The organism is Cupriavidus basilensis (assembly GCF_000832305.1).
Taxonomy (GTDB): domain Bacteria; phylum Pseudomonadota; class Gammaproteobacteria; order Burkholderiales; family Burkholderiaceae; genus Cupriavidus; species Cupriavidus basilensis_F.
On record NZ_CP010537.1, the window covers coordinates 2,582,550 to 2,604,875 of the forward strand.

Annotated in this window: 17 protein-coding genes; 11 read left to right on the plus strand and 6 right to left on the minus strand. The window is 64.0% G+C overall.

Translation table 11 applies throughout. From position 1 onward, the window contains the following. The first annotated feature begins 182 nt into the window (after positions 1–182). The 9 genes from RR42_RS40160 (at position 183) to RR42_RS32125 (ending at position 9,115) form a co-directional block, all read left to right on the plus strand. A complete protein-coding gene (locus RR42_RS40160) occupies positions 183–1,136 on the plus strand; it encodes a hypothetical protein (RefSeq protein ID WP_144410004.1) in 954 nt (317 codons plus the stop codon). Between the two features lie 258 nt (positions 1,137–1,394). Beyond that, positions 1,395–2,282 (plus strand): hypothetical protein, encoded by an 888-nt coding sequence (locus RR42_RS41330; RefSeq protein ID WP_052495115.1) that lies wholly within the window; start codon positions 1,395–1,397, stop codon positions 2,280–2,282. 27 nt (positions 2,283–2,309) lie between these two features. Then, entirely contained in the window at positions 2,310–3,191 is an 882-nt protein-coding gene (locus tag RR42_RS32100; RefSeq protein WP_144410005.1) for a hypothetical protein, read from the plus strand. 288 nt (positions 3,192–3,479) lie between these two features. Continuing rightward, positions 3,480–3,791 (plus strand): hypothetical protein, encoded by a 312-nt coding sequence (locus RR42_RS40165; protein ID WP_144410006.1) that lies wholly within the window; start codon positions 3,480–3,482, stop codon positions 3,789–3,791. Between the two features lie 812 nt (positions 3,792–4,603). Next, complete coding sequence (locus RR42_RS32105) at positions 4,604–5,122, plus strand: hemagglutinin repeat-containing protein (protein ID WP_043355931.1); 519 nt, start codon at positions 4,604–4,606, stop codon at positions 5,120–5,122. Positions 5,123–5,521: 399 nt separating this feature from the next. After that, positions 5,522–7,273 (plus strand): ShlB/FhaC/HecB family hemolysin secretion/activation protein, encoded by a 1,752-nt coding sequence (locus RR42_RS32110; RefSeq protein ID WP_043355933.1) that lies wholly within the window; start codon positions 5,522–5,524, stop codon positions 7,271–7,273. A 100-nt stretch (positions 7,274–7,373) separates the two neighbouring features. Further along, a complete protein-coding gene (locus RR42_RS32115; RefSeq protein WP_043355935.1) occupies positions 7,374–8,054 on the plus strand; it encodes a CsgG/HfaB family protein in 681 nt (226 codons plus the stop codon). A gap of 30 nt (positions 8,055–8,084) precedes the next feature. Further along, positions 8,085–8,459 carry a DUF4810 domain-containing protein gene (locus tag RR42_RS32120; RefSeq protein ID WP_052495116.1) on the plus strand — a complete coding sequence of 125 codons (375 nt, stop codon included), beginning with the start codon at positions 8,085–8,087 and terminating at the stop codon, positions 8,457–8,459. 5 nt (positions 8,460–8,464) lie between these two features. Continuing rightward, positions 8,465–9,115 (plus strand): DUF799 domain-containing protein, encoded by a 651-nt coding sequence (locus RR42_RS32125; protein WP_419188923.1) that lies wholly within the window; start codon positions 8,465–8,467, stop codon positions 9,113–9,115. A gap of 73 nt (positions 9,116–9,188) precedes the next feature. On the opposite strand, the gene RR42_RS32130 is transcribed toward RR42_RS32125, so the two are convergent. From RR42_RS32130 to RR42_RS32150, 5 genes are all read right to left on the minus strand, one after another. Then, a complete protein-coding gene (locus tag RR42_RS32130) occupies positions 9,189–11,219 on the minus strand; it encodes a TonB-dependent receptor family protein (RefSeq protein WP_043355938.1) in 2,031 nt (676 codons plus the stop codon). A gap of 146 nt (positions 11,220–11,365) precedes the next feature. Beyond that, positions 11,366–13,567 (minus strand): PQQ-dependent dehydrogenase, methanol/ethanol family, encoded by a 2,202-nt coding sequence (locus tag RR42_RS32135; protein ID WP_043355939.1) that lies wholly within the window; start codon positions 13,565–13,567, stop codon positions 11,366–11,368. A 204-nt stretch (positions 13,568–13,771) separates the two neighbouring features. Continuing rightward, a complete protein-coding gene (styD, locus tag RR42_RS32140; RefSeq protein WP_043355940.1) occupies positions 13,772–15,262 on the minus strand; it encodes a phenylacetaldehyde dehydrogenase StyD in 1,491 nt (496 codons plus the stop codon). A 425-nt stretch (positions 15,263–15,687) separates the two neighbouring features. Continuing rightward, positions 15,688–16,737 carry a helix-turn-helix domain-containing protein gene (locus RR42_RS32145; protein ID WP_043355942.1) on the minus strand — a complete coding sequence of 350 codons (1,050 nt, stop codon included), beginning with the start codon at positions 16,735–16,737 and terminating at the stop codon, positions 15,688–15,690. Positions 16,738–16,924: 187 nt separating this feature from the next. Further along, the gene (locus RR42_RS32150) at positions 16,925–17,230 is read right to left on the minus strand and encodes a hypothetical protein (protein WP_043355944.1); all 306 of its coding nucleotides are present in this window, start codon (positions 17,228–17,230) and stop codon (positions 16,925–16,927) included. 200 nt (positions 17,231–17,430) lie between these two features. Between RR42_RS32150 and RR42_RS32155 the strand changes: the two genes are divergently transcribed. Both RR42_RS32155 and RR42_RS32160 read left to right on the plus strand, forming a co-directional pair. Then, the gene (locus RR42_RS32155; RefSeq protein WP_158408329.1) at positions 17,431–20,601 is read left to right on the plus strand and encodes an ATP-binding protein; all 3,171 of its coding nucleotides are present in this window, start codon (positions 17,431–17,433) and stop codon (positions 20,599–20,601) included. A gap of 86 nt (positions 20,602–20,687) precedes the next feature. Next, entirely contained in the window at positions 20,688–20,936 is a 249-nt protein-coding gene (locus tag RR42_RS32160) for a nickel-binding protein (RefSeq protein WP_043355946.1), read from the plus strand. Positions 20,937–21,000: 64 nt separating this feature from the next. Here the strand turns inward: RR42_RS32160 and RR42_RS32165 are convergent, their stop codons facing one another. Beyond that, a complete protein-coding gene (locus tag RR42_RS32165) occupies positions 21,001–22,326 on the minus strand; it encodes a PLP-dependent aminotransferase family protein (RefSeq protein WP_043355947.1) in 1,326 nt (441 codons plus the stop codon).

Here is a 22,326-nt window from a genome sequence, read left to right on the forward strand (position 1 = left end):
GATGATCAGCAAAATCAGATCAGGATTGGCGTGATCTTCATGTCCATCTATTCGATATGGGGGATAATCTATCTCCCGAAGCCATTGCGTAAGGCAGGGTTGCTGTGTGGGGTCTTTGAGAAGAGAAATTGAAATTAACTAGATTGTGGCCTCGCCACTAAAAAGATCGGTTCAATCGGTAGTTGCATCCGGATGAACAGAAGTGGATCAAGGCCAAGGCTTTCGCAAAGCAACAAGGTATCTCCGAATCGGACGCAGAAATGCGCCTTGCGCAGCAGGGATTCCGGCAAGTCCAAGCGGGTGTAGGTGGCGAGGAGGATGCTGGCGCGCGCGCGTTTCTCAGTCAGGCACATGGAATGCTGCCAGCAGATGGTGCAAGTGGGCCGGGCTACATGTTCTATACACCCCCGTCGCAGAAGAACGATGCAAGGATGTACAGTAAGGCATTGGGTGATTCAGCCGCTTTCTACTACACCAATGGCCTCAGGCAACCGGGAGCTATTCAAGCCGCAACCGCGGGGGCAATGAGCGATGCCGAGAGAAAAAAACTAGCTGGTGCCGTCGTCAATGTAGTTGGCGGTTCAGCGCTGCTGGCAACAGGGCCCGCTATCGCGGCAACCGTTCCCGGCTTAGTGACAAGTACCGTAACTGCCTGCACGATCAACCCGACCGCATGTACGTCAGCCGCAGGAATTGGCGGTATTGTGAGTGGCTCGATGGATATGGCAGGACAGCTCTTCCTGACTGGAAATATTCGACCAGGACAAACAGCGATGGCAACGGTCAGTGGTGCAATTTTTACACCGCTAGGCATGAATGCTGGAGCGTACGGCAATGCCGTATTGGGTAGCGTTAATTCCATAGCAAATGCTCAGTTTCAGAACATACTCTATGGAGATACGAATAGCCTATTTGGTGCCGCAATAATTGGTTACGGCTTCGGATCATTTGGCGCCAATGTCGGGAGTCTCACTCAAAAAAGTGCAACATCGATATTTCCAATTCATGTTAACTCACGCGTCCCAGCTCTACTTCAGAAGCCAAGTACGACGGCCCCTCTTATCGGAGTTGGAGTTGGCAACGCGGCTCAGGGTTTTGGATCACCCGTTACTCCTTTTCAGAATCAAAAAAAATGAAAACAATTAAGAAAATATGGATTGCATTTCAAGGCATTTTTTCACCCTGGATTATGTTGATTCCACTCACAATATTTAAACTACTCGGTTTCAACGTCACACTTAAGCACTATTATCTTGTTTCTGCAATATGCCTAATTTGGACAATAATATTCGCACTTTGGTTCTTATACTTTTGGAAGAAAACTCGACAGATTGACAAGACAAATTCTTGAGCTTCAAACATCATAGATTCCCTTCGAGAATTCGCGAGCCGAAATGAAAGAGTCCACAGTCGACGTATCGCACGGCATTGACAACGGCGACGCCGGCTTCGGCGTTTCGGCTTCAGCTTTCCAGGCAAAGCACAATTCGAGCATCGAAGACATCTCGCATACCAACAGCCACATGGCCAGCCGGGAGTCCGCCACCTTTGCGTCGAGTATCCGGCACCTCCATCCCCGGTCTTCGCAGAATAGACGCGATACCACCGGGGCCGCCGCCCTTCTTACCGCCATCAGGCGTGCAAACATCAACCTATCAAGGACTCTCGTGAACAAGAACCACGTACCATTGTCGGGAAAAGCCCTCGCCCTGGCTGTGCTCACCGCGCTGCTGACTACGGCCTGCTCAATTCTCCCTCAACCAACACACAGCGTCACCGTCGCTACCCCAACGTACGATCCCAGCGTTTCTGCACGCCTCCGATTCCTTTCCGGCAATGGCACCGGCAGTGCGGCTTTCCGGCCCGGCGAGTCTTGCTACAAGGATATCTACCTGCAGGATGAAAAACGCGTCGATGTCAACGATGGCTTTCTGGCGTCGTGGAAGTACTCATCCAACAGCGTAACGATCGGTATGCCTCAAAGCCCGCGCCCTTACATGCGCGTCGACGGCCTTGCCTTCAAGGACTTCATCAAGGAATACGTCGTCCCGGCAGCAACGCCCGTCACAGTGAGGTTGTCGCTCAACCCGCAGTCTTCCTCCTGTACGCCGCCAGCGGTTACGTTCGTTCCCGAGCCAGGCAGGGATTATGACGTGTTCATGCAAACCGCCGGCAACCGCTGTTGGGTTGCCGCCAGCCGCATCGATAGCCACGGCGCGGATGAGTCCGTCCGCCTGGAATTAGCGCAGAAGTGTCCGACTGCGCCCGCCCCCAACAATTGACCCACAAAAACAGGAGTAGTGATCACCATGAATCGCATGCGCACCTTGCACCTCGTCGCCGTCACCCTGCTGAGCCTCGCGGCAATTCCCGCCATGGCAGTGGAAAACTATCTACTCGCCGCTCACAAACAGCGCCTGGAGAAAGCACGCGTTGAAGAGTCAGCGGCCAAGTCGACCTGGGATAAGGCATTCGCCCTGCGCCAGCAAGCTGCGGAGCTGGACTCAATGGGCAAATCGGCGGAAGCGCTTACCCTCATCGACCGGGCGCTGAGCTCGGTCGGATCTGAAAATGCTAAGGACTTCATCGCTACCAAGGCCAGTATTCTGTTCAGCATGAATGACCCGCGAGGTGCCTTGGCATTGCTGGCGCCGCATCTGGAGGCGACACGAGAGTACGCCGCGCGCCAGGCTGCCGCCGGGCGAAACCTCGCGCTCGGAACGTTCACGGAGGGCTTTGTGACAGCCACTTTTGCGCAGATCCAGCTTGAGCAGTGGCGTGACGCAATTGCAACGCTGGCCAATGCGGAGGCACCGCTTGAAGGGCCGAGCTTCTATGCCTACCGAAGCCTCGTCTATCGCTACATCATGAGCCGGGCCAAAGACGACACGCTGGTGAACCCTCAATTGGAGGATATGGCGACGTACTACGCACAGAACGACAAGGGTCACTACGGTGCGTTGCTGCGGATGTGGCAGGGAGAGGACACGCGGAAAGAAGCGGCGGCGCTGATCGGACAGATGTCCGGCTCCGAGCAGCAGGAAGCGTTTGCGGAAGCTTTGTTCCATAGCGCGGCCTATGCAAAGTTTGTCAAAGGCGATGCAGCAAGCGCACGAACTATGCTGGACAAACTCAATCAGGTCGCTCCATACGGCAGTATCGAGTGGATATATGGACAGAGGGTGCTGTAATCATCAACGCGGATCGGTGAGCCTATGCGTCGACTACGGACAAACCTACCGCGCCATTCGCCCACCCAATGCGTCAGCGGCAAGTGACTTGATGCAATCCAGGGACGTTGTTGCATACATCGAGATTGAAAGCACGGGCTCCTCGGTGAGGCTGAACTCAGGCGATACGGACGGACTGCGGACATGCAAGTTCCATGCGGTTGAGTACGCCTGCACGGATGGCCAAAGCAACAGCGGCTCAATTACGCAAGGAGGTGGGTCTTTCGTGCCCGGAAAGGAAATAAAAAAATGAGCAAAAAACTGGATGAACTATTGCGAGAACGAACATGGCGCGGCGTTATCAGCAGAGCTGTTTGCACAATCTCTCTCGTCGTACTTGTTGCATGGCTTCCGGAAATTGCAACCTTCGGCGAAGCCATAGTTTTTAAACGGCAGTTTATTATAAACCAAAACAAGTATTCAATTATAAAGATAATTTCGTGTCTATTTTTAATAATTATTATTACTCGCGATGCCCTCACCATCAAACATATACTCAAAAATCGCGCAAAGGAAAAACAACCCACAAAATCAATCAAAAATATCTCCAATGTGGATTGATGACAAATTCGATAGTCCCGGCTGGCAAGGAATTGCCGTTTTCATCGCCACGTGCTTTTCGATACTAATAGCAGTACGCTGGCTACGAGACGCGGCGATCTGGATCTCAGAAAATATTACAAATACTCACACAAAAATAACGGATGAGCAAAATAATGACTCCATTATACCGATTACGATTCTCATTAAAAATGAGCAAAGAACTTTTTATAACTGCCGCGAAATGACTTCTTTCCCCTTGGGCAATGCAAATACCACTCATCTCCCTCTGGATTCTTAAATTCAATGTTACATCACGACATTTTATTGCAATGACCATCTTCTGCTCCATATGGTCCATCGGCATAGCAATTTGGCACTGCATATTGTTTATGAAAAGATCACAATCAATAACTCGTGATCTGGAGAGTCATCAAAAGAAGAGGATTTAGTTGATACCGGTATTTGAAAAAGTCAAATTCCGAAACAAATAACTGGATGAAAGGTGGCGACTACCGCGCAGCGCTGCACACCGCAGCCGACGCTTTCGTTGCTGACCCGGTTAAATGAAGAAAATATTACAGAGAATTTTGTGGGCAGCCCAGGGAATTACCGCTCCTTGGATCATGCTAATACCGCTGGCAATTCTTAAACTACTAGGGTTTAACGTCACAAAAAAACACTTTTATGCCGTTTCAACCCTTTGCCTTCTATGGATGCTGGCAATTTCAGCTTGGTATCTATACGCGTGGATAAAAACACGGCAGATTGAAAGGAAAAATAAGATTGACAGACAAGAACCATAGCTTCTGTTCGTGAATTAGCGAACCGAGATGAAAGAGTCCACAGTCGACGTATCGCACGGCATTGACAACGGCAACGCCGGCGTCGGCGTCTCGGCCTCCGCCTCCAAGGCGAAGGGCAACTCGGACAGCCGGGGCGTCTCGCAAACCAACAGCCATGTGAGCGGCCGCGAGTCCGTCACCCTTCTATCGGGTAACGATACCAACATCCTCGGTGCCACGCTCAGCGGCGGCAAGGTAATCGCAGACGTGGGCGGCAACCTGAACATCGCCAGCCGCCAGGACACCGAAGAAACGCGCGCCAGGCAGGAAAGCATCAGCGGCGGCTTCAGCATCAGCCAGGGCGGCGGGTCCGCCAGCTTCTCCGCATCCAACGGCAGCTATGCCAACGTCAGTGAGCAGGCCGGCATCCATGCCGAACGCGCAACCTTGACCAGGCCACGAAAACATACGCCGCCCGCCGGAGCAAGCCACCTACCAGCAACGCCTCCCCCACAGCCACAGCCTATCCAGAACCTGGCCAAGTTCAGCGCTGAATCGATCGATTAGGAAATTTCTCCCCTCATTTTCGTATTTGTCCGATTTCAATCTGCGCGAAAGCTCGGTATCGTCCGTCTGGCCTTGGCGTAGTCCAGCCTCACACATGCGGCAGCGCGCTTGCGCGTGGGTGGCATTGGCAACGAGGCCAGCGGCGCTTGCGTCAACCATGCCATCTGAAATCTGGAGTGGAGAAGATGATCCGATTTATTTTTTCACACCGGCATCGCCTGTCGATGTTGCGAAAACTTGGTCTGTTCATCCTCGCTCGCAGAGCCTCAATGCGCGATGTTCTCTGTGCACTCGATTGCACACCACTCGATTGCACACCTCATGAACATATAGCGATCTAGCCCGACCGGATCATCCGCCTCCGCATCGAATTGCCTGACATGTAAGCCGCGTCAATCCATGCCGATGAACTTCCGCAACGCGCGCCGCAAGGCGCGTGGCGTACCCCCTTTTGCCTCGCTCATCCTGACGCTGCCCGCACTGGCGGTTGCCCAGGCCCTGCCTGCATTCCCGCACACGGTCCCGCCTGTCACCCCGAACGCCGCCATAGAGCGCCGCCAGGAACAGCGGCAGGACGCTGCGCGCGAGCGTGCCCTGGCCCGTCCTGATGTGCTGACGACCTCCCCCGCCGACGCCGCCAACGCTGGTATCGCGGGACCGCTGATCCTGCCTGCCGAGTCGCCCTGCTTGCGCATCGGGACGGTGCGCTGGGAGGGGGCCGAGGACTTTGCGTGGCTCCAGGCCGAGGCGGGCATCCTGCCCGCTCAATGCGTTGGCGGCAAGGGGCTGGAGGCCATCCAGGACTATTTTTCGGCGCGGCTGCTCGCCCAGGGCTACATGACCACGCGCGTGGTGATCCCGGAGCAGAATCTCGCCGGCGGCGAGTTGCGCCTGCGCGTAGTGGCCGGACGCCTGTCTGGTGTCAAGGCCGCTGGCGCGCCCGGCTGGTGGCGCATGGCCTTGCCCACCGGCCCCGGCGGGCTGGTGAACCAGCGCGACCTTGACCAGGGCACGGAGAACATGCGCCGGCTGCAGGGGCAGGCCGATGCCGGCATCGACCTGGTGCCCGGCGAGAACCCTGGTGACACGGAACTGATCATCAGGCCGGGCACCGGCAAGCGCTGGCATGCGCTCGTGACGGGCGATAACGCCGGACTGGACAACACCGGGCGCTACCAGATGGGCGGCACGCTGACGGTGGACTCGCCACTGTTCCTCTACGACAGCCTCACCGTCTCCGGCAGCACCAATGCCAATGCCGGCAACGGCGCGGCGGGGACCCGCTCTTCGGCCATCAGCTACAGCATTCCCTTCGGTTACTGGAGCGCTTTCTTCAGCGCCAACCAGTCGCGCTACCACCAGACGGTGGCGGGTTTCGAGAGCGACATCGTCTACGGCGGGCGCAGCACGCAGATCGAGGCTGGACTTGGCTACGTGCCGTGGCGCAACGCGTCGGGCAAGACGAGCCTGTACGCCAAGGTGTTCCGCAAGACCGCCAGCTCCACCCTGGACGGCATCGACATCGCCGTGCAGCACCGGGACTTCGTCGGCTTCGAGGCCGGCGCCGCGCACCGCCAGTATCTCGGCAGCACGGTGCTGGATGCCGGCGCGGCATGGCGCGCGTCGCTGCCCGCGCACTCCAGGTCGCCTGGCTTTGTGCTGGGCGAGCCCGGCTGGGATGGCAAGTCGGAGATCGTGCTGGCGAATGCCGGCCTGATGGTGCCATTCCAGGTCGCCGGGGAGCGCTTGCGCTACCAGGGCAGCCTGCGCATGCAGTACGCCCGCACCCGCATCTTGCCGTCCGACTACTTCGTCATCGGCAACCGCTACTCGGTGCGCGGCTTCGATGAGCAACTCACCCTTGCCGCCGAGAACGGCATCACCTGGCGCAACGACCTGGCCTGGCAACTTGGCAATACGGGGCAGGAGGCCTTCGTGGGCTTGGACATGGGCCATGTCAGCGGCCCCTCCGCCGGGTTCCTGGTGGGCCAGACGCTGATGGGCGCGGTGATCGGGGCGCGCGGACGCTGGGCCATGGGTGGCTACGCTGCCCTGACCTACGAGGTGACGCTCGGCAGGCCGCTCAGCAAGCCTGAGTTCTTCCGCACGCACCGGCCCGGTATCGCGGCGCAGATCGGCATTGAGTTTTAGGCCCCGCATCCCCGGGGGTATCGCGCAGGCGATGCTCGCCCGCTGGCGTGAATCGTTTGCATGCTTGAGTAAGCTTGAGTAATGAAGAGGAGAAACCCGCATGAACAGAGTGAAAAGTGGATCGCTATTTGCCGCGGCTGGGCTGCTCGCCCTGCTTGGCGGCTGTGCGACCGAATCATCAACGGCGTTGCCCGTGCAGAAGGTCGAGAGTGCCAGCCGCCCTTACGTAGGGGTGCGCACGCCGATCGCGGTCGGAAAGTTCGATAACCGTTCGAGCTATATGCGCGGCGTGTTTTCCGACGGCATCGACCGGCTGGGCGGCCAGGCCAAGACCGTGCTGATCACCCACCTGCAACAGACCAACCGCTTCCATGTTCTCGACCGCGACAACCTGGACGAGATCAAACGCGAGGCGGGCATCAAGAGTCAGGCGCAACGCCTCAAGGGGGCCGACTACGTCGTTACCGGCGATGTGACCGAGTTCGGGCGCAAGGAAGTGGGCGACCAGCAGCTCTTCGGCATTCTCGGCCGCGGCAAGTCGCAGGTGGCCTATGCGAAGGTCGCCCTGAACGTGGTCAATATCGTGACATCGGAAGTGGTGTTCACCAGCCAGGGCGCGGGCGAGTACGCGCTGTCCAGCCGGGAGGTCATAGGTTTTGGCGGCAGTTCCAGCTATGACTCGACCCTCAACGGCAAGGTGCTGGATCTCGCCATGCGCGAGGCCGTGACGAACCTGGTCAACGGGGTCGAGGCCGGCGCCTTGAAGCCGGGCAATCCCTGAACACCAACATCCAGAGAAAGAGGAGAAACCGTGAAGACATCATTCCGGCCGTGCCGCCTGGCGACACTTGCGCTCGCGGCAAGTGCATTACTGGCGGGCTGCGCCGCGCCAGCCAAGCCCCTGTATCAGTGGGAAAGCTACCAGCCGCAGGTCTACCAGTACTTCAAGGGAGAATCGAAGCAAGCCCAGATTGAAGCGCTTGAGCGCGATCTGCAGAAGATCATGGCGGCTGGCAATACGCCGCCGCCGGGCTACCACGCCCATCTTGGCATGCTGTACGCCGAAGCCGGCAAGGATGATCAGATGGCCCGCGAGTTCCAGACGGAAAAGACCCTGTTTCCGGAGTCGTCCGCCTATGTGGATTTCCTGATGAAGAACATCAAGCAAGGGGGAAGCAAGAAATGAAAGATCTGCTCAAACGCGCGCTTGCGCTCCTGGCCGTCGCGGGACTGGCCGCCGGGTGCGCGGCGCCACCCAAGCATGTCGACTACGCCGCCTTCAAGGAAAGCAAGCCGCGCTCGATCCTGGTGCTGCCTCCGCTGAACGAGTCGCCTGACGTCACGGCAACCTACAGCATGCTGTCGCAGGTCAGCTATCCGCTTGCCGAGGCCGGGTACTACGTGCTGCCGGTGGCCCTGGTGGATGAGACGTTCCGCCAGAATGGCCTGACGACGCCGGGTGATATCCATGCTGTCCCGCCGCCGAAGCTCAGGGACATCTTCGGCGCGGATGCCGCCCTCTACATCACGGTGACGGACTACGGGACGAAGTATCAGGTGGTCAACAGCGCCACGGTCGTCAGCGCGAAGGCGAAGCTCGTGGATTTGCGCACAGGCGGCACGCTCTGGACCGGCGCCGCGTCGGCATCCAACAGCCAATCGGGCAACGCCGGCGGCGGCCTGGTTGGGATGCTTGTGGCGGCAGCGGTCGCGCAGGTGATCAACAGCGTGTCGGATGCGAGCTATTCGGTCGCGGGAACAACGAGCCAGAAGCTGCTGTCGGCCGGCAGCCCGGGCGGCATCCTGTACGGTCCGCGCTCTGCCAGGTACGGCGCAGACTGATGGCGCCGCGCCGGCTGCCGCCATGCCGCAGCCGGCCGGCGGATGCCTGGCAGGCGAACGGCCCGGCCGCCACTCAGATCTCCGCCCGCAGCCCCACGAAAAACCGCCGCCCCGGGGCCGGCTCGAAATACCGGCCATTGCTCTCGTTGACGATCACCGACCCGATGTAATGCCGGTCGGCGATATTGTCGATGCGCCCATAGGCATACCAGCGCATGCGCCCCACGCGGAAGTTGTAGCCGGCGCGCAGGTTGAAGGTGGCGTAGCCCGGCGCATATTGCGTGTTGAGGTCGTCGGCGAACACGCGCCCTTCCACGCGCATCTCCACGCCCAGCGTGAGGTCGGCCACGGGCTTGTACGTGGCCTCGGCGAACAGGCTGTGGCGCGCGGTGCCGGGCAGGCGGTTGCCAGAGGCTACCGTTGCGCCCTGCGCATTGCGAAAGGCGTCGCCAAAATAGGCGTCGAGCCAGGTGTAGGCCAGGCCGGTGCCGTAGCGCTCGCCGGGGCCGTAGGTGCCGCGCCATCCCAGCTCCAGACCGCGCCGATGCACACCGTTGACGTTCTGGTAGACGGCGCGGCCGTTGTCGTTGGACAGCGGCACGATCTCGTTGTGGCTGCCGGCATCGAACACCGCGGCTTCCAGCCGCTGCCCTTTGCCTTGCCATTTGACGCCGATCTCGCCCTGGCGGCTGGTGGAGGGCTGCAGCCCGAGGTTGGTGCCGGTGCCGCCGGGGCCGTAGGCGACTTCGGTCAGCGTCGGGGTTTCGAAGCCGCGGCCGAGGTTGGCGTAGACATTGAGCGAGTCCACCGCCTGCCAGACCACGCCGAGCACCGGGCTGACGTTGTTGTAGGTGGCGGTGCCGCTGTCGTCGGGGCTGGCGGCGGTGATGTAGTGATCGTCGATGCGCAGCTTGACCTGGCTGGCGCGCACGCCGCCGACCAGCCGCCAGGATGGATTCCAGGTCCAGTCGAACTGGGCGAAGGCGCCCAGGCTGCCGGCCTTGTCGGTTTCATCGCGGCGCAGCGCGCCCTGCGTGCCGTTCTGGTTCACATAGCCGGTGCGCGCGTCGCGCATGCCGTCGGCGTCCAGGCCGGCGCTCCATAGCAGAGGCAGTCCGGCCACCGTGGTGTTGTGGTGCCATGACATCGCACCGCCGCCGTAGGATCTGTCGATATCCACGATGCCGCCCGCCGACGAGGGCGCGATGCCGCTGAAACCCAGGTACTGGGTGAGTTCGCGGGTGCCGCCATAGAGGCGGAATTCCAGGTTGTCCTGCTCGCTCAGCCGTTGCTCCACCAGCACGCCGCCCTGGTTCTGCCGCACGGTCTTGCCGGTATTGAACTGCGTGGCCAGCGGCACGGCCTGGCGCGGTTTGGCGTCGGCCTGGGCGCGCGTGAGGCCGAGCGGGTCCTGCGCCTGGGGCTGGTCGAAGGCGTTGAACAACAGCGTGACGCGGGTGCCGGTGACCGGCTCCGCCACCACCTTGGCGTTGAGCTGGCGGCGCCGGGCCGCGCTGTGGTCGCGGTAGCCGTCGGTCTCGAATGTCCATGCATCCAGCACGCCGCCGATCTTGTCGTTGCCGCCGCCCACCGTCACGCCGGCCATCCATTGCCCGTCGGAGCCGAATCCGCTGGTGGCGCGCGCCATCGGCGCCTTGGGCGGATCGGGCGTGAAAATCTGCACGACACCGCCCGACGCATTGCCGTAGAGCTGGGCAAAGGGGCCCCGCAACACCTCGATGCGGCTGGCGTTGGTGAGATCGGCGGTGGAGGCCTGTCCCTGCCCGTCCGGCATGGTGGCGGGAATGCCGTCCACAAACAAGCGCACGCCGCGCACACCGAAGGTGGAGCGGCTGCCAAAGCCGCGCACTGCCAGCTGCAAGTCTTGCGCGTAATTCTGCCGCTCGCGCGCGGCCACGCCGGGCACGAGCGGCAGCAGCTCGGACACGTTGATCAATGGGCTGGGCGTGCTCAGCGAATCGACGGGAACGCTGTCGATTGCGGCCGGCGCGTCAAAGCGCTTTTGCTCGGCGCGGCTGACGCTCACCACCACGTCCGGCAGCATTTCCTCGGCCAAAGCCGCGCCGGGCGCGGCGGCAAACATCGCCGCCGCCAGGCAGCACAGGCGGTGCGAAGCCTCTGCGGAAACCGGTTTCCTGCTTCGCCCACCGCCCTTGTTGCCTGCCATATCCCTGCCTTGAGTTTGTTGATGACTTCCTTTTGCTGCTGTGCGGGCGGCCCGCCCGGCTGCTACTTGGCCATTGCCTGGGCCTTGGGCCGGATGGCGTCCGCGGTGCCCTGGATAAACGCCTTGATCTTCTCGACATCGTCCGCGCTCAGCTTGCCGGTGAAGTCCGGCATGCCGCGCGCCATGGCGGGTCCCTTGAAGATGAACTTGTCGAGATTTTGAATATAGGCAGTATTCATATAGCCGAGGTTGGGAATATTGCCGCCGCGATCCACCCCGGGCACGCCATGGCAGAGCACGCAGTTGCTGACGTAGAGCGCCGTGCCGGCCGCGACGTTGGCCGGGTCGTACTTCACGCCCGACAGCAATTCACCCGCGCGGTACTGCACGAACGCGGGCATCGGCGCCTTGCCGCCAACCGCGAAGGTGTAGACGGTGCCCGGCCCCTGCCGCTCGGTGGCGCGCTGGGCCTGCCCGTAGACGCCACCCCAGCCGACGGCGACGGACACGTACTGCTTGCCGTCCACCAGATAGCTCACGGGCGCAGCGATCACGCCGGTGCCCGTGGGCGACTCCCACAGCTTCGCGCCGGTGGCGGCGTTGTAGGCGATGAAGCGGCCATCGGCCGTGCCCTGGAACACGAGGTTGCCGGCGGTGGTGAGCGTGCCGCCGTTCCATGGCGAGACCTGCTCCTGCGTCCAGACCGCCTTTTGCTGCACCGGGTCCCAGGCGATCAGGCGCCCGAATGGCTTGCTGGCGGGCGGTTCGGCGTTGAGGAACTTGGCCGTGTTCCATCCCACGTTGCCGTGCGGCTGGCCGGGCTGCTTGCCGTTGAACGTCCAGTTCTTGTCGTCCATCAGGTTGAGCGGCACATGCTGCGCGGGCAGGTAGACCAGGCCGGTCTGCGGGTTGAACGACATCGGATGCCAGTTGTGCGCGCCGTAGGGCCCGGGGATGGCGTCATAGGGCTTGTCGGTGGCGCGTGCCTCCGGCAGCTCGATCGGGCGTCCGTTCTGGTCGTAGCCGCTGGCCCAGGTCACATCGACGAAGTTCTTGGCCGAGATGAACTGGCCGTTGGTGCGGTCGATGACGAAGAAGAAGCCGTTCTTGGGCGCGTGCAGGATGACCTTGCGCGCCTTGCCGCCGATGTTCAGGTCGGCCAGGATCATGGGCTGGGTGGAGGTGTAGTCCCAGTTGTCGCCGGGTGTCTCCTGGTAGTGCCAGACGTATTTGCCGGTATCCGGATCCAGCGCGACGATGGAGGCCAGGTAAAGGTTGTCGCCGCCGGCCGGGCTGCGCTTGCTGCGCGACCAGGGCGAGCCGTTGCCGGTGCCCACGTACATCAGGTTGAGCTCGGGGTCGAAGGCCAGCGTGTCCCATGCGGTGCCGCCGCCTCCGGCTTCCCAGTACTTGCCGGCCGGATCCCAGGTCTTGGCCGCCTTGGCCATCGACTCGTCCTCGAATGGCTTGCCGGGGTCGCCGGGCACGGTGAACCAGCGCCATTTCTGCTCGCCGGTGGCGGCATCGTAGGCGGTGATATAGCCGCGCACGCCATACTCCGCACCGCCGTTGCCGATGATGACCTTGCCCTTGAACACGCGCGGCGCGCCGGTGATGGTGTACGAGTGGGTGCGGTCGATGATGGTGTCCTTCTCCCACAGCTTGCGGCCGGTGCCGGCATCGAGCGCGATCAGGCGGCCATCGTAGGAGGCGACAAAGACCTTGCCCTGGTACAGCGCCACGCCGCGATTGACCACGTCGCAGCAGCCCTTGTAGCCGATCGACTTGTCGACCTTCGGGTCGAAGGTCCAGATGCGCTTGCCGCTGCGGGTGTCGATGGCATGCACCACGCTCCACGACGCGCTGACGTACATGATGCCGTTGACCACCAGCGGCGTGGCTTCCACCCCGCGCGTGGATTCGAGATCGTAGGACCAGGCCAGCCCGAGGTCCTTCACGTTGTCGGCATTGATCTGCGAGAGCCGGCTGAAGCGGGTTTCCGCGTAGTCCAGGCCGTAGCTGGGCCAGTCGGGTGTCTTGGCGGCGTTGCCTTCGATGAAGGCGCCGTCGACGCTTCGGGTGACGCTACGGATGTGATCGGCGCTGGCCACCTTGACCGGCGGCCTGGCCTGCGCCGCCGCCAGCGAGAACGCCGCCAGCCCCGCTACCAGCACTGCCAGCTTGCGTGACAGGCCCGCTTGATTGCCGGCACGCTGCGCAACGCGCGGCCAGCAGGAAACAACCCGCTTGGGTTCTTGGCTCATTGTGTCTCCTCTTCTTTTGCTTCTTCTTCGGAATCTTCGGGGGAAGCCAGGCTGGTTCTATGCCAGCGGCTGGCCAATGGCGCAATGGACATCGCCCGTCGCGCCACCGGATTGCAGCAGACCTAAGAATGGCCGCAGGGGTAGGTTTTACCCACTCGGGATTACCCGCAGGGCGAACGCCCCCACCACGCGCGGCGATGCCGCTCAGTAAGCCATGCAGACCGACTTGATCTCGGTATAGGCCTCGATGGCGGAGCGGCCATGCTCGCGCCCGACCCCGGATGCCTTGTATCCACCAAAAGGCATGTTGGGGTCCACGATGTTGTGCGTATTGACCCAGACCGTGCCGGCATCCAGGCCATCGACCAGCCGCTGCACCGCGCGCAGGTCATTGCTCCAGATGCTGGCGCCCAGGCCATACTCGGACCGGTTGGCCTCGGCCAGCACGGCCTCGGGGTCGTCGAACGGCATGGCCACCACCACCGGGCCGAAGACTTCCTCGCGCACCAGCGTCAGGTCCTTGCACGCGGCGTTGGCCACCACGGTGGGCCGCACGAAATAGCCGGGGCGGTCCAGCGCGGTGCCGCCCGCGACGATGTCCGCGCCTTCGCTGCGCCCGGTGCCGATCAGCCCCATGACCTTGTCGCGGTGACGCGACGACACCAGCGGCCCCATCTGGCTGGCGGGATCGAGCCCGGAGCCCAGCACCGTGGCATTGGCCACCTTGCCCAGCCCCTCGACCACCTGGTCATAGTGGCGGCGCGCCACGTACAGGCGCGAGCCGGCCGTGCAGACCTGGCCCTGGTTGAGGAAGATGGCGCCGGCAGCGCCCTGGATGGCATGCGCGGGATCGCAGTCATCCAGCACGATGACCGGACTCTTGCCGCCAAGCTCCAGCGACACGCGGCGGATATCCTGGCCGCAGCGCGCACCGATCAGGCGCCCGACTTCGGTCGAACCGGTGAAGGTAATCTTGTTGACGCCGGGATGCGCCACCAGCGCCGCGCCGGGCACGCCGTCGCCGGTCACCACGTTCAGCACGCCCGGCGGGAAGCCCGCTTCCAGCGCCAGCTCGGCGAGCCGCAGCGCGGTGAGCGGCGTTTCCTCGGCCGGCTTGAGCACCACGGTGCAGCCGCAGGCCAAGGCCGGCGCGATCTTCCAGACCGCCATCAGCAAGGGAAAATTCCACGGCACGATGGCGCCCACCACGCCCACCGGCGAGCGCCGGGTCATGGCGCTATAGCGCGTGCCGGGGGGAAACGGCACCGATACGTCCAGCGTGCTGCCTTCGATCTTGGTGGCCCAGCCAGCCATGTAGCGCAGCCATTGCGCGCTGCCGCCCACCTCCAGGCCTTGCGAGAACGCCAGCAGCTTGCCGTTGTTGAGGGTTTCAAGCCGGGCAAGTTCGTCGCCGTGTTGCTCGACCAGGTCGGCCAGCTTGAGCAGCAGGCGCTCGCGCTGGGCCGGCATCATGGCGCGCCACGTGCCGCCGGCAAAGGCGCGCCCGGCCGCGGCCACCGCCGCATCGATATCCGCCGCACCGCCCGCAGGCACGCGCGCGATCTCCTCGCCGGTGGCGGGATCGAACACGGCGAAGGTCTCGCCAGACTCAGCCTGGCGCCACTCACCGTCGATCAGCATGGCATTACGGATGGCCTGGTTCAGGCCGCTGCGGGCTTCCTTGGGTGCATTCATCTTCGTCTCCGGTTGGTCTTGGCTGGTGCCTTGTTATGGAGATCGAAGTTAACACCACGGCCTGATCATGGCTTGTCTGGCCGTGCACAAAGCTTGTCGATGCGTGCAAAGCGTGGGAAAGGCTGAAGCCAAAGCCAAAGCCAATGGCCAATGGCCCTTGGCACCCCAACGCCGCAACGAGCGCCCGCCCTCGCCACCGGCCTGTAGTGGTCAAACCAGCGGGAGCAGAATCGACATCGTCAGCCCAACGATTCGGCGTAGCCGAGTGACCCGCCCCCAGGCGGGGAACACCCCAGCGCGATGCGAAGCGAGCCGTCAAGGTTTACCTAGGCCGTATGGGGCGCCTTCTTTGCCTACTTTCTTGGCAAGACAAGAAAGTAGGTCGCCGCCCCGCAGGGGTGGTGAAACGGCCTTTGACGTTGAAGTCAATCAGTTGCAGTTGCAGTTGCAGTTAAGCCCCCCATCCCCCCTTCCCCCCATCCCCCCGCATTCTGCTGCCGCCACTGCGTCGGACTCATCCCGAACCGCTCATGGAAGACCCGGCTGAAATGCGCCGCATCGCCAAACCCCAGCGCAAAAGCAATCTCGGTAATGCTGCGCCCGGCGTCGCCGCTGCCCGCCAGCCGCAACGCCGCCTGGCGCAACCGGCGCGACAGGATATAGGCATGCGGGGTCTGCCCGGACTCACGAAACAGGTTGTACAAAGTGCGGCGCGACACGTTCAGCACTGCCGCCAGCCGTTGCGCCGAAAGCTCCGGATCGTGCAGATGCGCATCGATGAACTCGGCAAGCCGGCTCATGCGCGCTTCGCCGAGATGCCGCGCCACGGCAGCGTTTGCCCCATCGCCAAGGGCCGCCGGCGGCGGCGTGCCGGCGCCTTGCAGCGCCGTCTCCATCAATGAGACCACGGAATCCTGCAGCACGATCTGCCCTTGATGATCCAGCAGGTGCCCCCCGCAAGTGTCATGCAGCATGGCGCCCAGCGCCGACAGCGCGATGCGCGCCGCGCCCTCCCCGCGCAGCGCCCGGCCGCCCAGGCTGGTGGCCGCCTGGCGCCAGCCGAAGGCGCGTTCCTGCGGCACCAGCAGCACCAGCACCCGGCAGCGGTCCGCCATCTCGATGCTATAGGGCTGCGCGGTATCGTAGATCGACCACATGCCTGGCTCCAGCGAGGCCTCGTTGCCGCGCTGCGCCACGCGGCTCTGCCCGCTGAGCTGCCAGAAGATCTTGAAGAAGCCCGCGTCGGATGCCGCCACGTGCCGGGACTCGCGCGTAACACGGTGCGCGTCGACATCCATGTCCGCCACCGCGCTGGCGCCGAAACGCGCATAGCTGACGTGGCAATGAAAGCCCCCGCGCGTCTGGCGCGAATAATCGAGCGGCAGGAAACTGGTGTCGATGGCTTCGCGCCATTGCTCGAAGGTCACGGTGGTCAACCGCGCCGGCGTCTGCTGCAGGTGCTGCGCTGCGGGCATCAGGACATCTCCAGTAGCCGGCGGTGTCTGGGCAACATGCGGAGAACATGCAGGGGAACGCGCCGGAGGCCTCGAAGGTGGTTGCAAAGCCTAATGGAAAGCCCGTGAGCCGACAATGGGAACAATTACGCAGGCACCGCCCGCCAGCGAAGCTGGCAAACGTGCGAAGCCAGCATCACTTCCAAAGTCAGACCACGCGATAGATTTCCCAGCGCGCGGTGCCGGAGACGACGAACGGTTCCAGCTCCTTGCCCCATTGCGCATGCGCCGGTATCGATGCGAGCCGGGCCCAGGCGCGGTCCAGTTCGCCAAGGTCGCTCACCTCCCAGTCATGGACCACCGTGGCCTCGAGCGCGCCGATCGAGCCGGTCAGCAGGCGCCCGGTGACGAGGCCAGCTTGCGGGGCGATCTCGCGCGCCCACGCCTGCAGGCGCTCGATGACTTCTTGCTTGTGCCCGAAACGGGCGTCGATTTGCCATCTGGCTATCAACATGATGCTGCTCCTTGAACGTTGGACATTGGCCGCAGGTGTCGCGAGGGCGGACCGCCCCGCTGCACGCGGCGGCTGGCCCCCCGCCCCACCCATGTGCTACCTTTTTTGAGGGGCCGCGCCACCGCATCGCCCCAGGTTCCACTATCGACTGGCACCGTTGGAATCACGGTTGGAGAAAGCTGGAGATTATTGGAGGAAGCGTGGCAGCCACTGCCCACCTCGGAATCCGCCTGCTGGGTGATTTATCCGTGACCCGCAACGGCGAGCCGCTGCCGCTGCCAGCCTCAAAGCGCACCCGCGCGCTGCTGGGGTATCTGGTTTGCACCCACGCCGCGCAATCGCGGCAAGCACTTTGCGACCTGCTCTGGAATGGCCCCGACGACCCGCGCGCGGCGTTGCGCTGGAGCCTGACCAAGCTGCGCCCCCTGGTGGATGACGCTGGCGCGACGCGGCTGGTGGCAGATCGGGAGCGGGTTGTCTTTGACGGACAGGGGGTCTGGGTAGACATCGCGCGCATCCACGCTTTGCTTGCGGCGGGCCTTGAAGCCACCGCGACCGATGCGCTGGAAGAAGCCGCGGGCCTGCTCCAGGGTGAGTTCCTCGCAGGGCTGGACCTGGCCCGCTGCTACCGCTTCTATCACTGGTGCACAGCCGAACGCGAACGCTACGACGCGCTGCGCCGTGCGGTGCTCGCCACACTGGTGGCACGCCTGGAAGCCACGCCCGTGCTGGCGCTGCCGTTTGGCCGGGCCATGGTGGCCGCCGACCCGCTCGCCGAGCCCGCCCATGCCACGCTGGTCACATTGCTGGCGGCGGCCGGTCGCTATCCGGACGCCGAGCAGCACTATGCCTATGCGCGGGACATGCTGCGCCGGGAGCTGTCCACCCCGCCCGGCGGCCCGCTGGACACGGCGATCCACCGTGCGCGCCGCGAGATCCAGGCATGCGGCGCAGTGATCGAGCCACAGACACCGGCGGCTTGCGCGGACGCGCCCCTCGCCAACGGCCAGCCCGCCCCGCCAAGCCGGCCATTGGTAGGACGCCTTGCCGAGCGCGCCGCCATCGACCGGCTGGTTGCGGGCGGCGCCAACGAATGCGGCTCGCTGCTGCTCTTGCTCGGCGAGCCCGGCATCGGCAAGACCAGGCTGCTCGACCAGTTCGCCGAGCGCGCCCGCGCCGCCGGCTTCCAGGTATTGCGCGGACGCTGCTACGAAGCCGAGATGGTGCGGCCGTACGGCCTCTGGCTCGACACGCTGCGCGCCATCGCGGCCGACACAGTGCCGGCGGATGCAGCGCCGCTGCTCGCGGGCGGCGGCCTGGCGGATGCACCCCGCGATGGCAGCCGCGAGCAACTGTTCAGCGCTGCCGCCAAGCTGCTGCGCGGCCTCGCCGCGAGCCAGCCGCTGGCACTCGCGCTGGACGACCTCCAATGGCTGGACGAAGGCGCCGCCGCGCTGCTCCACTTCCTGTGCCGCACGCTGGAGCCAGGCGCGCGGATGCTGTTCGCCGGTGCCGCGCGGGCTGGCGAGATCGACGACAACCCATGGGCCAAGAGCCTGCTGCACTCGCTCGCGCGCGAAGGCCGCCTGCTACGGCTGCCCCTGGCGCCGCTGGACGTGCCCGAGGTCGCTGCCCTGCTCGGCCCGGCGCTTGCCGCGATGGATCCCCAGGCCGTTGCGCGCAACAGTGGCGGCAATCCGCTGTTCGTGCTTGAGCTGGCGAGCGCGCACGACCGGGCCAGTGGCGACGCCGGCGCGCACCGCACGCTTGACGCCCTGATCTCGGCGCGCCTGGACGCGCTGGAACCGGCCTCGCGCGAGTTGCTGACCCGGGCTTCGGCGATGGGCCGCGAACTGCGGCCGCAGTGGCTGGCCGAGGTCTCTGGCATGCCTCTGGCGCCATTGCTGACCACACTCGGGCAGCTGGAGCGGCGTGGCTTGCTCAAGCCGACCGGCGAGGGCCATTTCGACTTCAGCCATGACGTGGTGCGCCAGGCCGCCTATCGCGCCATCTCCCCGCCCCGGCGCCGCATGCTGCACAGCCTGATTGCGCAACAACTGCTGGCGGCGTGCGCGCAAGACCCCAGGCTGTATGGCGAACTGGTGCACCACGCGAGCCTGGCGGACGACGCGCCGATGACCGCGCAGGCCTGCCTGTGGGCCGGTGAGCATTGCTTGCGTGTCTACGCCAACGACGAAGCCGCCACGGTCGCCGAGCGCGGCCTGGGGCAGTTGGAGCGCTTGCCGCACGGCACCGAGCGCGCGCGGCTGGCCATTGGCTTGCTCAAGCTGCGCGCGGTGGCGGCAACCAGCGCCGGCGCCCGGCAATTGCCCACGCTGATCGATGCGCTGGAGAATGCGATCGGCGCCGCGCAAGACCTTTCGCTGCACGAGCACGCCGCCACCGGCCTGCACATGCTGTCATGGCTGCACCAGCAGGGCAACGACACCGAGGCCGCCCGCGGCGCCATCCTGGAGGCCGAGCGCATGACGCGCAAGGCCGATGCCACCACGCGCTGCCAGCAACTCGCCAATACCGCCCGCTGCCTGCTGGAGGTCGAGACGGACCTGCCCCGGGCGCGCGCCATGCTGGCCGAGGCCGACACGCTCGCCGAATCGCTCGACCTCAAGGTGATCGAGCTGATGTGGGGCCATGGCTTGCTGGCCCGTGTCGACGGCGACCTGGCGGCCGGCCACGGGCATGTCGCACGCGCGGTCGCAGTCGCCCGGCAGCGGCAGGATCACTGGCGGGAATACGAATGCCTGGTATGGCTGGCGACGATTGCGTTTGAGCTTGGGCGGTTCGATGAAGTCATCGGGCACAGTGCGGATATCGAGCAAGCGGCGCGGCGCATGGGCGGGACAGCCGAAATCCGCGAAGTGGGTGGCATCGGTAGCATCGGTAGCATCGGCGGCATGGGTGAAGTCGACGAAATCAGCGCGCCGTTCGCCAGCGCCCTGGGCGCGCTGGCCAGGCTCCGGCTCGGGCAGCCCGCGGCGCAAGCCCAACTCGCAGCGGCACAAGCCGCCATGTGCACCCTGGACGACAAGGCGCACCTTGCCTACGCGCTTAACGCCACCGCGGCAATGGCGCTCGATCAATGCCAAAGCCACGCGGCAAGCGCCTGCGCCAGGCAAGCGCTGGATGCGGCGCGGGCCGTTCGCCGCCTGACCGAAATGACAGTGGCGGCGTCATGCCTGGTGCAGGCCGCTGCCAGCGCGGGCGATGCGCCCCGCGCAGCCGAGCTGCTGGCGGAGCTGCGCTGGCTGGTGGCGGGCCGGCGCGCCAGCGCCCGGGCCGCCGCAGCGCTGGACCACGCGGAGCTTGCATGCCGCGGGATTCCAACGCTTGCGCCAACGCCGGGGCATTAGGCTTGCCTGCATGCACTGCCCCTTGCCCCTTTGCCCCTTTGCCCCTTACTTCTATTGCATTCCCCACCGCCCCCAGGAGGCCCGTCATGTCACACATCGTGGTTGAACGCAGCTTTGCCACCCCGCAATCGGATGACGACATGAAGATCGTCGCCGACCGCGAGCGCCCCTGCCTCGCCCTTTACAACGTCACCTGGAAGCGCAGCCTGATCGCGGCCGACCGCAAGCGCATGGTTTGCGAGTACGAAGCCGCCGACGCGGAAACGGTGCGCAAGATCCAGCACGAGGCGGCGGCAAGCTTCGACCGCGTATGGGTAGGCGACGTCATCGAGTAAGCACGAAACCCGAGCATGAAGCCCGAGTGTGAAGCCCGAGTGTGAAGCTGGCGTGTGAAGCCCGCTAGCCGAGCACCGCCCGGCGCACTTTGACCAGCGCGTCCTCCAGCGCTTCATGCGAGATGGAGCCGATCGCCAGGCGCAGCGCATGCGGCGCGCTTGGCGTAGCGGCAAACGGCTGGGCCGTCGTCACCAGGACGCCTTCGCGCTCCAGGCCAGCGGCGACGCGGTCCGCGCGCAGGTCCTCCGGCAGGGTCAGCCAGAGATAATAGGAAGCGCGATGCGCTTTGACATCGCAACCGCGCAGCACGCGGCGCGCCAGGCTTTGCCGCAGCCGCGCGTCCTTGCGCTTGCGGTCCTCGAGTTCGTCGACCAGTCCGGCCTCGATCCAATGGCAGCCCAGCGCCACGGTCAGCGTGGGCGTGTTCCAGGTCGAGACGCGGATCGCACCCTCCAGCGCGGGCACCAGCGCAAGGGGCGCGGCGACAAAGCCTACGCGCAAGCCGGACGCAACGCTCTTGGACAGCCCCGAGACATAGACAGTGCGTTCGGGCGCGTAGGTAAAGACCGGCTTGGGTGCCGGCTCGGCCAGGAAGGCATAGGCGCCATCCTCGATGACCAGGAAATCATGCTTGCCGGCAAGCTCGGCAAGCCGGGCCCGGGACGGCTCAGCCATCACCGTGCCCAGTGGATTGTGCATCGTTGGCATGGCGTAGACGGCGCGCACCGGACGCCGTTTGCATAGCGCCGCCAGGTACTCCAGGTCCATGCCTTCTACCGTGTGCGGCACCGCCTCCAGATCGAGACGGTGCGTTTGCGCGAGCCGTTTCATGCCGGGATAGGTCAGCGCATCCACAGCCAGGACATCGCCCGGATTGAGCAGCCCCATGACCGTCACGGCAAGGCCCTGCTGCGCGCCATTGACGATGAGCACCTGCTCGCCGCCTACCCGGATGCCCCGGTTGCGCAGGTGCCTGGCCGCGGTCTGCCGCTCGTGCGCCCGCCCGCCCTGAGGCGCCGAATGCAGCAGCGCGTCGAGGTCCCCCGAGGCCGCGATGGTGCGCAGGCCATCGCGCAGCATCTCGGCCTGGCCGGGCAAGGACGGATAGTTGAAGGTGAGATCGACCGCGCCGAAACGCACCGGATGCTGCTCCAGGCCCAGGCCGCGCGGCAGCGAGGTGTCGCGCACGAAGGTGCCCCGGCCGGTCTCGCCGACGACAAGCCCGATGGTTTCCAGCTCCCGGTAGATGCGCGATGCGGTGGCCAGGGCGATGCCATGCTGCTTCATCAAGGCGCGCACGGTCGGCAATTGCGTGCCTGGCGGCAGCACCCCCTCGCGGATGCGCCCCGCGATCTCGTCCATGATGGTTTTGTACCGGGCTGGGATCAT

Coding starts and splice junctions, on each gene's coding strand:
- RR42_RS41330 (WP_052495115.1), top strand. CDS start 1,395: ATGAAAGAGTCCACAGTCGACGTATCGCACGGCATTGACAACGGCGAC.
- RR42_RS32100 (WP_144410005.1), top strand. CDS start 2,310: ATGAATCGCATGCGCACCTTGCACCTCGTCGCCGTCACCCTGCTGAGC.
- RR42_RS40165 (WP_144410006.1), top strand. CDS start 3,480: ATGAGCAAAAAACTGGATGAACTATTGCGAGAACGAACATGGCGCGGC.
- RR42_RS32105 (WP_043355931.1), top strand. CDS start 4,604: ATGAAAGAGTCCACAGTCGACGTATCGCACGGCATTGACAACGGCAAC.
- RR42_RS32110 (WP_043355933.1), top strand. CDS start 5,522: ATGCCGATGAACTTCCGCAACGCGCGCCGCAAGGCGCGTGGCGTACCC.
- RR42_RS32115 (WP_043355935.1), top strand. CDS start 7,374: ATGAACAGAGTGAAAAGTGGATCGCTATTTGCCGCGGCTGGGCTGCTC.
- RR42_RS32130 (WP_043355938.1), bottom strand. CDS start 11,219: ATGTTTGCCGCCGCGCCCGGCGCGGCTTTGGCCGAGGAAATGCTGCCG.
- RR42_RS32135 (WP_043355939.1), bottom strand. CDS start 13,567: ATGAGCCAAGAACCCAAGCGGGTTGTTTCCTGCTGGCCGCGCGTTGCG.
- styD (WP_043355940.1), bottom strand. CDS start 15,262: ATGAATGCACCCAAGGAAGCCCGCAGCGGCCTGAACCAGGCCATCCGT.
- RR42_RS32145 (WP_043355942.1), bottom strand. CDS start 16,737: ATGCCCGCAGCGCAGCACCTGCAGCAGACGCCGGCGCGGTTGACCACC.
- RR42_RS32150 (WP_043355944.1), bottom strand. CDS start 17,230: ATGTTGATAGCCAGATGGCAAATCGACGCCCGTTTCGGGCACAAGCAA.
- RR42_RS32160 (WP_043355946.1), top strand. CDS start 20,688: ATGTCACACATCGTGGTTGAACGCAGCTTTGCCACCCCGCAATCGGAT.
- RR42_RS32165 (WP_043355947.1), bottom strand. CDS start 22,326: ATGATCCCAGCCCGGTACAAAACCATCATGGACGAGATCGCGGGGCGC.